This window comes from Paenibacillus sp. JT22N1 (assembly GCF_059692155.1).
The window spans coordinates 95892-106542 of record NZ_JCAUAW010000023.1 but is presented as its reverse complement, the minus strand read 5'-3'; the positions used below and the strand labels follow the sequence as shown (position 1 = coordinate 106542).

The following is a 10651-nucleotide window of genomic DNA, read 5'->3' as shown; positions in this document are numbered from 1 at the left end:
CACGGATCACCAATATCCTAGGCGCTGCACATTTTCAAAAAATGAATTAGCTGCGTCTTCTTTAGTGCTGTTCTTTTTCTTCGACTGCCGATTCTTAATTTTCATGGTAGTTCAATGGCACTATAATAATTCCTTTTCTCTAAGTAGCTTTTTTAAAACTTCGCTTGAAGCAAAAGTGGCAACTGGCCCATAGAACGTTTGATAAGTAAGCACGTCACCTTGTTGTGAGTATTTTGCGAAAGCCAAGTTCTCATATTCATCAGTTTTAAAGACTAATTCCCATCCCCCCTTATTGTAAGGGATAAATCCACCTTTTTTAGCTTCTACTAACCAATACTGATTTGTTGCCAGCTTATATTTTAAATCCTTCATAAGCTCCGTTATGATTTTGCTATCTTCCGTCAAAAGGACTTCTTGTGTTTCAGTTTTTATGTACACTTGCTTTACCTTCTGAAAATCTTGATCCTGCCAAGCACGTTGTCGTTCAAACAATACCCTTCTTACATCATCATCGACATAGTTCCAAATGGAAAATGAAATAATACCGAGTCCTAACAATAAAAACGTAATAACAGCCTTTCTTACCACAAAGGAACACTTCCATTCAGAGTTTTTAAGGAAAATACACCCAAAATAACGAAGTACAGAATAACAATCAAGTTGCAGAAACCTGCCTATGCCGCGGCGATCTGCTCCCAGGTTTGTCTTAACTAACGTTATCCGTTAGCATAATCAACGGAGGTTATTTTTCTCGATCAAATTTGCCTTTTGAATTACATCAATAATAAATGGATGCTTGGCATTGGTATAAGCAACCCTGTCATGAGGATACTTTTCTGCAAGCTCTTTTTTTAATTGATTGTACTGCTTAAGCATTTCAGGATGGTTTTTTAAATAATCTCTGAATAGAATATTGTTATTCCATTCTTCACTTCTATAAACGTAAATATGCAAATGATGCGTTCCTGCTCTCCATTGACCTTTTCTAAAGAACCTTCTGTTAGGGAATTCCTTATGAAAAACATGCTCATACCCAATCTCTGCAAGGGGTTCAATAAATGATTCAACTTCTTTTAAATCCTTTACTCCGACCATGAAGTCGATAATCGGTTTTGCTCCTAGTCCCTGAACAGAAGTGCTGCCAATATGTTCAATAGCAATTGCTTTATCAGTCATAACCTCCTCAATTTCTCTTTTCTCCTTTTGGTAATTAAATGGCCATTCATCGTTATATTCTTCAATCTTCACCGTTTCCATAGGTCCCCTCCTCTTTGGCTTAGCATCTATTATTTCAACGAAACAAGAGGTAGATGCCGCGTGGTAATCTGTTCTCGTTAGCGTAACACTTGAACATACTTTTTTTGTTAATTTCATCCACCATGAAACACACCAATTACGGTTTCACCATCAACGTCATACAGCGGAATATCACGACCACCTGGCGATCTACTGTTCTGTATCGAAATGGCTTCCTCGGGTGATTTTGGTTGCTCACCGTCTATGTCTTTTTTCAGCACATATCCTTTTGTGCCATCCACACCTATAGCACTGATTAATTCAGGTTCCGTTTCTGGAGAAGTAGCATCTGTGGCAGAACCGTATGTCTGTCCGTTTTTATTTTTAGGATAGTTCATATTCTTAGTGCCAATATGAAAAGAACCAATTATGCTTTTCCCATCAACATCATACAGTGGGACATCACGACCAGGTTCACCGAGATAATCTTTTTTCAGCACATATCCTGCAATGCCATTCACACTTCCTGCATGGATTAAATCAGGTAGCATTTCAACAGAGGTGGATTCTTCAGTAGAACCGAATGTCTTTCCATTTTCATTTTCGGGATAGTTAGGAGGATTTGTGTGGCTTTGATTAATCGTACTTTTAGCATATGTGCTTTGGAATGCCATTGCACCTCCCACTACACAAACGATAAAAACAACACCAATCAATATTCTGATGCCTTTAGAATACATCATCACTTTGTTCACTCCCTAAAAGTTTCTCACTCTTCACTCTATAGCCGTTCGTCTCGCCCGTTTCACTTCTTATACGACACCAAATAATGGAAAGTTGCGTTAAACTGCCCGTTACTTCAACAGACAGAGGCAGCCGATCGTGTGCCGGCTGCCGTCATGTCGTGATTGAACTATCGTTCTCCGTTAGTTCAGCGGATCTTCCTGATTTATTTAGAATTAGCTATAAGTTCAAAATAAACAAATTGGTAAAGGTAAACAAGATACTTAAAATAAAATGTTGTACTTGTCATTGAATAAACCAATTATTTGCCTGCGTAATAATCAAATAACTTATTACTATGGTTTTTCTTGCTTAGAATAGCGTCAGCTATATCTATAGTTAAAACAGTATCATTAGTAAATCTTGTGAACCTATCGTAAAGCTTAAACTTTGTAGATTTGGTATTATGCCATTCAAATACTGAACCTATTACATCCCCAATAACAGCACCTAACATAATTCATCTCTTCCCAAGGACTTATTTAATTTATGTTATTCCATGTAGAATTGGTAAAACCTTCAAAATTAATATCCAGGAGCCGAGAAGTCAGCAACCATGTTTGGCAGCCGACTTCACTTATTGATTATTGCGTTCTCGTTATTTTAGCCCTGAAGGGCAATTAACTAATGTGTGATCTATAAGGTGATAGATGCATCAAGCTTAATCAAATGGTGATGAAAATAATCCCCGTGAAAGTCGCTCCAATACCAATCCACTGGTTCCATTGAAGCTTCTCACGCCATATCAATACTCCCCAAAGCAGGGTAATGATCGCAAAAAGTGATGCGGCTGTAACAACGATAGAAGTTTGCTCAAGCTCTAGGCCGATGTTGTAGCTGACCAGTGCGACGGAATCAAACACTCCAATAGGCACTAGCCATTTCCAATCTTTTGTCTGAGGTTTGTTAATAGGACGCTTCAACATCAGGAAGACAAGCGGCAAAAGCAATGTTGCTTGCAATCGACCAATCCATACGGTAGCGATGCCACCCAAGGCCGAGCTAGGAAAACGGAGCCCGAAGAAAGCTGCGCCAAGGAACAGTGCAGCGAGACCCGCCCAGATGGTTCCACTGACGAATCTTTCCTTGTGAAGAAATCGAGCCTGAGTACTGCGCAGCGAAGTTACAAGGACACCGAGAATTGTCAAAACCACTCCAACCATCGCAAGCATGCCCTGACGTTCGCCAAAACAATACGCAAGTACGACGGTAACCGCCGAAAAGCTGGAAGCAACCGGTGCGACCACAGCGGCATTCCCTTTAAGGAGGCTTTGGTATAAAAACATAATTCCCACCGCGTCGACACCCATCCATAGGCTTGCCTGTGCTGTGGAACCGGGATGAGCTATAAGAGTTTGCCATTGACCAGTCAGCAGAAATACAGCAGTTAAGAAAAGAAGGCCTGTTGCCTGCATGAAATAGAAGGTCGAATAAATACCTAATTTCCGACTGGAGATTCCCGCTAGGAAATCCGCCGTGCCAAATAAAAATGCGGATATCATTCCGTAAAGAAGACCCGACACATAAACCACCACCTATTACATAATTTGAATTTATGATTTAATAATTTACGAATTCGAAATATTATTCCAAAAAAAATTAATCGATCCTCCGAGCAAATATCCCCTCATTAATGCGAAGATTTCACTTTAACTCTCTCTTAGCAACTGTGCCCAATTGTTTTAATAACTCGATAGCTTGCAGCTTTTCTTCTGTTGCCAGCCCTTTCATGCCTTCATGCAGCGCTTGAAACTGTAAGGGAAGGATCTCCGCCATCTTTGCATCGCCTTCCGGTGTTAATGCTGCAATCACAATACGTCGGTCCTTTGCATCATCTTTACGGACAAGATAGCCCTTTTTCTGCAGACTGTCGACCACGTAAGTGATACTGGCGTTGGCTAATACAATCTTCTCTCCGATCATTTTTAACGGATGGGGACCTTTGCTATACAATAGTTCCATAACCGAAAATTCGGATAGACTTAACCCGTGGCGTTGCGCATCGATCTGCGAATGTTCCAATACACTCTTGTAAGCTCGTGAAAGGACGATAAACAATTTCAATGTAGCTTGTAGATCCTGATCATTCATACAAATCCCTCTATAGTTCGAATTCGAAATTTATGAATCAATACTATCACGATTTGTTTTTTCGGTCAATAAACTCTTCCTTCTTCAATGCTCAACAATCAGAACGACTGAGCCAGTTTTGAACAATTAATTATCACATTTCAACATTACGTTAGCGGAATACTATTAGTCCCACTTTTTCACAAAAGTTACTCTATGATAATCAGATTTAAAGAAGTCCTTTTCAAAGTTTACTTGCTCATAACCGATACTCTGGTAGAAAATTAGCGTTTTTTCATTTCTGATATGACCCAAAGTGTGTAGAATCACCTGTTTCCCACCAATTAAATGGACCTGATTACATATGGTATCAAGTAGTAATTTTCCGATTCCCTTACGTTGACATTCTTTATGAACTGCTACCCCAACTATTTCATAAAAGCCTGTTTCGACATCAAAAATATATCCAGCATGGCCAAGAATAATATCGGAATGTGCCACGTAATACCCGCAGTTCTTATGATCCTTTATCTCCAAAAAATCAGACCACCTTTGCGGGTATTTATCAATGATGAATTCTGGGAATTGAAGAGGATGACTTGCCATAATATCATTAACTTGGCTTCGATCTTTATCTTCCAATAAACGTATAATCAAGCCTTCACCCCCTAAATTATATGAAGCTATTGAAAATAATTAACTTTCATTCGTGATTTGTAATTTTAACTATTCCATCACTCGTACGGCATGAAAACACTAGTCAATTTCCCTGAATGATAGTACGGGTAATCCATCATCTTTTTAGTCGTTTCCGTTACATCTGTACTCGTTAATGATTCAACAAGGTACAAACCTAAATCGATAGAAGCTGAAACACCTCCGCCGGTAAAAATATTCCCATCCCGTACAATTCGAGCCTTAACAACCTCTGTGCAATAAGGAGTCAATAATTCGTAAGCAGATGGGTTCGTTGTCGCCATTTTACCAGTTAAGAACCCTGCGGCACCTAAAAGCAAAGCACCCGTACAAACAGACACTTTGTATTCCACATCACGAGCACTTTGTATCCAAGAAACAAACTCTATATCGTATCTCAATTCTCTGGTAGACATACCTCCGGGTATAAATATCAAATCATATTTAGACAGATCTGGGCTAATATGCTTTATCTTTATTGTCATACCACGGTCGTCTGTAATTTCCTCGTGTTTTGCACAGAGATCCCAAGACACATCTTCTTTAGCATTTAGAATTTTTAGCCAAGATACCGCTTCATAAAAGCCGACAAAATCCAATGTTGTCATCTTGTCAAAAAGAATATAAGCTATTTTCATTCCATAACACCGTCCCTTTCATGAATGAAACAAAAAAAAAGCATCTGATCTTAGATCAAATACTTTGCCCAGGCGAACGGCGTTTGAAATATGTGCTTCCTCGTGGTACTCCACGTTTCGCCAGTTACACATACCAAATATTTACTTTATTATAGTCCGAAAAAACTAATATAATCAAGTTAATTATCACGTTAACCTGCCCTTTAGCTTAATGCTGGGGACTGCAAACCCCGCCTAATAAAGTTCGTTAATTATTTAGCATAATCATCTCCTGTTTGGTGACAAATAAGTTTTGAAGTGGTGTTTTCGGGCAAAAAACCTGAATTACAAATAAGTTTTGAAGTACTTCTTACAAACTATTGCTTACAGTCTCTTTCAACTATCGTTCTCCGTAATGACTTCTATTTCTTTCCCACTTATTTTTAAGTCGGTATCTTAAAAAATGTATTAATGTGAAGAGACCGAAAATAGTAACAGCTTCCACGAAATAGTGAGTCCAAACAAACTGATAATGAGCGATCACAAAGTTGTTGTTATGGTAATCAAAATCAGCGTATTGCACAAATCCATTAAGGTATAACCCGTAAACTACGTATCGTGACGGTTAGTGGTGGGATATCTGATCGGCTACAGCTGCTTGTTGGAAGGAATAGTGAAATGGGTATCGAAATGGGGTATTGACCTAATGCGGAACTATCCACTTGAACATATATTGTATATTACCAGTACACTCGTCTCTGTCAGCCTCTCATTTAAAACATCTCTCTCTTTATGAGAAGGTGTTTTTTAGTTTCCAACAACAGAAAAAAACGATCCGTGTTCGCGCATCTATTTCGCGATAGGAACCGTTTTTGTTTTTCTCGATATTAGTGTTGTATTAAAGAATTTTACCACACACAAGTTGCTGATAAGATGATTACCAAAAGAACAAAAAGAACCAAAACAGCTGCTGCGCTAGTACCTACTCCGCTCATATTTACTCATTCCCCTCAGTGAATTTTCATTACGATATAAACATATGCTCCCTACATAGTGATTGCTTGGACATAAGTCAGGCTGCTTGATGGAAGGAATAAAAAAACCGTTCCTCCTAAATAGAGAATATGGTTTTCTGTTATTCTATATTGTTGATTTCAACCAAAAGAAAAACCGCCTCATGATAAAGCGGTTAATTGAACTATCGTTTCCGTTAGTTCAACGACTTGTGGTACGGTTCACCGTATCATTGGATAGATTAACAAAAGTGAAGGGTAGTGCTTAGCTCAATGGTTTCACCATTTTAAGATTTAGTAAAATTAGTTCATGGAAGGCGTAACAGAAATAGCCCCCTGCATCTACGGCAAAAGGGCTATTCTAAGGGGGCATTTCATCTACGGCTCTTTTCCTTACTTATGATACGGTTCACCTTCATTAACGGCTGGAGCTGGCTTTCGTGTAGCCTCCGGCCCACCAGGTCGCGCAGGAAAGGCAGCTGTTCCGGGTAGCTGCGTACGTAGCGGACTAGGCGAAGCGCTCACCTTCGAATGCAAGATTCCTCCTCAAGTGTTCATTAATAAGATGGCTCAATTAACAATCTACATTTGGAGGATCTCGTCTTCAAACAGAACTATCATCAATCCGCTTCAGCCGAACGCTCATGCCATACGCTGAGCTCTTTCAGCTTATTGTTATACGATTCGCGAATCGTGTCTGCAGAATAAGATCCAACCGGCAGCCGGAGCGGCACATTACCGCTTTTAATGACGGAAATAATATATTGCACCGCTTTGGCCGGATCGCCGATCTTGACGTTCGAAAATCCTTTTTGAAAAGCTTCGTAATACGGCAGGTACTCCGGCTTCATCACGGAGCGGTCCATCGAGTGTCCGATAAACTCGGTTGCGAACACGGCCGGTTCCACGATGGTTGTCTTGATCCCGAAGCTTGCGAATTCCTGTGCGAATGACTCAGAGAAGCCTTCGACCGCAAACTTGGAAGCGGCGTAAAGGCTGAACGGCGGATAGGACACTTCTCCGAAGAAAGACGAGAAATTAATGTAATGCCCCGAGCCTTGACGCTTGAACACGGGAAGCGTCGCGCGAATGACATCCAGTACGCCGAACAAGTTAACGTCGAACTGTTTCCGGATTTGTTCATCCGTATACTCTTCCAGCATGCCGAAAAGTCCGTATCCCGCATTATTCACGACAATGTCGATTTGCCCGAATACGTCAACGGCTTCTTGAACGGCGGCTTGAATTTGGTCCTTCTTGGTCACATCCAGAGCAGCAAGATGGACACGATCCGGTGCCAACGCTTTAAAATCCTGAATAGCATCAAGTCTGCGCGCCGTTGCAACGACTTTGTCTCCCGCTTGAAGCAGCTGCTCCACAAAATGGCGGCCAAATCCTGTCGAAGTTCCTGTAATAAACCACACTTTACTCATCGTAATTTCTCCTTTTTATTTGAGATCGATCGTTCTAATATTGGCAAAAAAAAAGCTTTACTTAGGCATTAAGCATCGCCATTGTAAAATCGGCTATGCGGTAAAGCTTCTCTTTGTCGGCGGAGGTTCGAGCAAGTACGCGCAGCCCCACCATCGTGTTATGAATATTCGCCGCAAGTTCGCTTGCGTCATGGGTCGTGGCGAACTCTCCGTTTTCCTGTCCCTTTCGGATCAGTCCGGCAATAAGCTGTTCCGTCCGGTCAAAGCTTTCTTCAGCCATAACGTCCACTTCGGGATCCCACGGAGCAAGCTCCACCGCCATATTAACGAGCAAGCAGCCCAGCGGCTTCTCTTCGTTTCCTTCAAACATATAGTCAAATAGAAAACGCAAAGCTTCTTTTGCGCTTTTGGCGCGAGTAACGCCTGAATCAAAGTGCCCGAGCAAGGTCTTGCAATAACGGTCGATGACTTTTAGAAACAATTGATGTTTGTCTCCAAACGTATCGTACAAGCTTCTGCGATGGATGCCCATATTCTCGACCAGGTCGTTGATGGATGTCTTCTCATAGCCTTGTGCCCAGAATAAATGCATCGCTTTCGTCAGAACTACGTCCTCATCAAATTCCTTCACTCTAGGCATTATGTTCTCCTCCTTCCCCTTTCTTTATTCCACATCGAGTACTATACCATAATGAGAACGATCGGTAAATAACATTTTTTACTGATCGTTCCCGTATTTTTCGCTGTCACTTGTGATAGGGTTCAGCATATCACAAGTAAACTAATCTGCCCGTTACTTCAATGAACAAAAAGAGGAACTACCGCGAGGTAAGCTCCTTAACTATCGTTCACCGTTAGTTTAATCACTTTTATAAAGTAACCTAGTATATACGTCCCATGAATAAGTCGGAAGTTAGTTTTAATCATACTGAAGCATTGTATAACGAAGATTAGTTTTGCTTAATCAGTAATTTGAACTATGTAATCCCGTCCCTGAGAAGTATCTAATATTCCATCTTTAAATCGAATTTGCCATTTATCTGTAACTTCATCATATTTAACTTCTTTTATTACAAAGATTTTAATATTGACGTATTCATTCACTGCCTGATTAATAATTTGTTCTTCTGATAGTGTTGCTTTAATAGGTTTTTCAATTGTCTTAAAGGATATCTTATCACTCCTAGCCTGTCCAGGATATGAAGTCAAGGCGACTCCCCCTTGAAACCAAACTTGTACTTGTTGACCAACTTTAACATCTTTAGGTACGTTCGTGACCCATACAGCATCGTAGAATTCCTTAACACCACCTGTTGAACTAAAATCTTTTGGATTGGAACTTACAACAAGTATTCTTTGGTTTTCTACTTTAGTAATGTATCCTTCAAGATTAGGTATTCCTAAAGCAAGATTTCTACTACTATAAGGTACGTCTGATGACTGGTCAATAAAAATTGTACTTGACTGTTGATGATATCCCACTGATGCACCCATACTTTCTGCTATAAATCGAACAGGTACATAAGCATGACCATTATAATTTAATGTTACATATTCGCTATCTAATTCTTTATCTTGACCGTTAATTTCGTACCTGACTGGAAATAAGTATGCTTGAATGGTCTCTGATGCATAAACAGCAGTCGTAGCAGTTAATCCGATTCCACAAACTAAACCAAGAATAAATTTTTTCAAATCCGAATACCTCCTAATATGAATGTTAGTAATTATTAGACGATTATGCATACTTAATAAGTTTTCAGTCGGATTAGCTGTTCACAAATTTAGTTAGTCGAAAACATTCCACTATCCTGCCCGTTCAGCGAAGCCCATGTCATTTACATTAATAATTACTTCTTATTTTTTAATTCCTTAAATGCCTCTAGTATTAGCTTCATTCCAATAGTGATGACAACTACAAGCCCAATTGTCTTAATGATAGTTTGAATGATATTTTCTAATGAACCACCACCAGTAATTTCATAAGAATATCGTCCTAATATGTAAATAACTGGCGTAGGCAAAAGCATAAATACCACTCCAACAACGAAACCAATCAGCAAATTTATTTTACGTTCCACTGAATTTCCCTCCCGTTTGGTAAAGTTTGGTTATTTTGTCTTTATTTCGTTATAGTAAAATTTTACATTTTGACTTGAAGATTTGAAATGGTCCATTCTGCTTATTTTTATCAAGCTCTACTGCCCGTTACTTGAACAAGCCCCCATTTCTTTCCCACTTATTTTTAAGTCGGTATCTTAAAAATGCATTAATATGAAGAGACCGAAAATAGCAACGCTTCCACCAAATAGTGAGTCCAAACAAATGAGTGATCACAAAGTTGTTGTTATGGTAATCAAAATCAGCATATTGCACAGATCCAGTAAGGTATAACCCGTAAACTACGTATCGTGACGGTAAGTGGTGGGATATCGGATCGGCTACAGCTGCTTGTTGGAAGGAATAGTGAAATGGGTATCGAAATGGGGTATTGACCTAATGCGGAACTATCCACTTGAACATATATTGTATATTACCAGTACACTCGTCTCTGTCAGCCTCTCATTTAAAACATCTCTCTTTACGAGAAGGTGTTTTTTAGTTTCCAACAACAGAAATGCCAAAACTCAATATCCAGACGACAGCACCAATTATTACGATTACTAAAACCTACACAGATTAATTTGATGATAAGTGTAAAGGTTAACAAATCACTTCTTGTTGATCCAATTCACGCTATGGCAATATCACTTTGTTCTTGTTCAAAAAATCAGCTAAGAATATAAGTTCTTGTCTGTATTTA

The 10651-nt window shown here is 39.6% G+C and carries 13 protein-coding genes and 1 riboswitch; all 13 genes read right to left on the bottom strand.

Annotated features, from left to right (window positions below):
• Window positions 1-120: 120 nt before the first annotated feature.
• Entirely contained in the window at window positions 121-588 is a 468-nt protein-coding gene (locus AC58UU_RS32720) for a hypothetical protein (protein ID WP_497321713.1), read from the bottom strand.
• A 144-nt stretch (window positions 589-732) separates the two neighbouring features.
• Complete coding sequence (locus AC58UU_RS32715) at window positions 733-1257, bottom strand: GrpB family protein (protein ID WP_497321712.1); 525 nt, start codon at window positions 1255-1257, stop codon at window positions 733-735.
• A 113-nt stretch (window positions 1258-1370) separates the two neighbouring features.
• Window positions 1371-1979 (bottom strand): hypothetical protein, encoded by a 609-nt coding sequence (locus AC58UU_RS32710; RefSeq protein WP_497321711.1) that lies wholly within the window; start codon window positions 1977-1979, stop codon window positions 1371-1373.
• A 302-nt stretch (window positions 1980-2281) separates the two neighbouring features.
• The gene (locus AC58UU_RS32705; RefSeq protein ID WP_497321710.1) at window positions 2282-2476 is read right to left on the bottom strand and encodes a hypothetical protein; all 195 of its coding nucleotides are present in this window, start codon (window positions 2474-2476) and stop codon (window positions 2282-2284) included.
• A gap of 208 nt (window positions 2477-2684) precedes the next feature.
• The gene (locus AC58UU_RS32700) at window positions 2685-3542 is read right to left on the bottom strand and encodes a DMT family transporter (protein ID WP_497321709.1); all 858 of its coding nucleotides are present in this window, start codon (window positions 3540-3542) and stop codon (window positions 2685-2687) included.
• 121 nt (window positions 3543-3663) lie between these two features.
• Complete coding sequence (locus AC58UU_RS32695; RefSeq protein WP_497321708.1) at window positions 3664-4110, bottom strand: MarR family winged helix-turn-helix transcriptional regulator; 447 nt, start codon at window positions 4108-4110, stop codon at window positions 3664-3666.
• A 165-nt stretch (window positions 4111-4275) separates the two neighbouring features.
• Complete coding sequence (locus AC58UU_RS32690) at window positions 4276-4746, bottom strand: GNAT family N-acetyltransferase (RefSeq protein WP_497321707.1); 471 nt, start codon at window positions 4744-4746, stop codon at window positions 4276-4278.
• A 77-nt stretch (window positions 4747-4823) separates the two neighbouring features.
• The gene (locus AC58UU_RS32685; protein ID WP_497321706.1) at window positions 4824-5423 is read right to left on the bottom strand and encodes a DJ-1/PfpI family protein; all 600 of its coding nucleotides are present in this window, start codon (window positions 5421-5423) and stop codon (window positions 4824-4826) included.
• 59 nt (window positions 5424-5482) lie between these two features.
• Window positions 5483-5561, bottom strand: a riboswitch (ZMP/ZTP riboswitch).
• A gap of 1247 nt (window positions 5562-6808) precedes the next feature.
• Window positions 6809-6952 (bottom strand): hypothetical protein, encoded by a 144-nt coding sequence (locus AC58UU_RS32680; RefSeq protein WP_497321705.1) that lies wholly within the window; start codon window positions 6950-6952, stop codon window positions 6809-6811.
• An 83-nt stretch (window positions 6953-7035) separates the two neighbouring features.
• A complete protein-coding gene (locus tag AC58UU_RS32675) occupies window positions 7036-7848 on the bottom strand; it encodes an SDR family NAD(P)-dependent oxidoreductase (protein ID WP_307603253.1) in 813 nt (270 codons plus the stop codon).
• A gap of 61 nt (window positions 7849-7909) precedes the next feature.
• Window positions 7910-8488 (bottom strand): TetR/AcrR family transcriptional regulator, encoded by a 579-nt coding sequence (locus AC58UU_RS32670; RefSeq protein ID WP_497321704.1) that lies wholly within the window; start codon window positions 8486-8488, stop codon window positions 7910-7912.
• Between the two features lie 320 nt (window positions 8489-8808).
• Window positions 8809-9543, bottom strand: coding sequence for a DUF3221 domain-containing protein (locus AC58UU_RS32665; protein WP_497321703.1), 735 nt, complete (start codon window positions 9541-9543; stop codon window positions 8809-8811).
• 155 nt (window positions 9544-9698) lie between these two features.
• Window positions 9699-9929 carry a hypothetical protein gene (locus AC58UU_RS32660; RefSeq protein ID WP_497321702.1) on the bottom strand — a complete coding sequence of 77 codons (231 nt, stop codon included), beginning with the start codon at window positions 9927-9929 and terminating at the stop codon, window positions 9699-9701.
• Window positions 9930-10651: the final 722 nt, after the last annotated feature.

Excerpts from the sequence above, each read along its gene's own strand:
- AC58UU_RS32715 (WP_497321712.1), bottom strand. The coding sequence starts at position 1,257 with ATGGAAACGGTGAAGATTGAAGAATATAACGATGAATGGCCATTTAAT.
- AC58UU_RS32710 (WP_497321711.1), bottom strand. The coding sequence starts at position 1,979 with ATGATGTATTCTAAAGGCATCAGAATATTGATTGGTGTTGTTTTTATC.
- AC58UU_RS32705 (WP_497321710.1), bottom strand. The coding sequence starts at position 2,476 with ATGTTAGGTGCTGTTATTGGGGATGTAATAGGTTCAGTATTTGAATGG.
- AC58UU_RS32695 (WP_497321708.1), bottom strand. The coding sequence starts at position 4,110 with ATGAATGATCAGGATCTACAAGCTACATTGAAATTGTTTATCGTCCTT.
- AC58UU_RS32685 (WP_497321706.1), bottom strand. The coding sequence starts at position 5,423 with ATGAAAATAGCTTATATTCTTTTTGACAAGATGACAACATTGGATTTT.
- AC58UU_RS32675 (WP_307603253.1), bottom strand. The coding sequence starts at position 7,848 with ATGAGTAAAGTGTGGTTTATTACAGGAACTTCGACAGGATTTGGCCGC.
- AC58UU_RS32670 (WP_497321704.1), bottom strand. The coding sequence starts at position 8,488 with ATGCCTAGAGTGAAGGAATTTGATGAGGACGTAGTTCTGACGAAAGCG.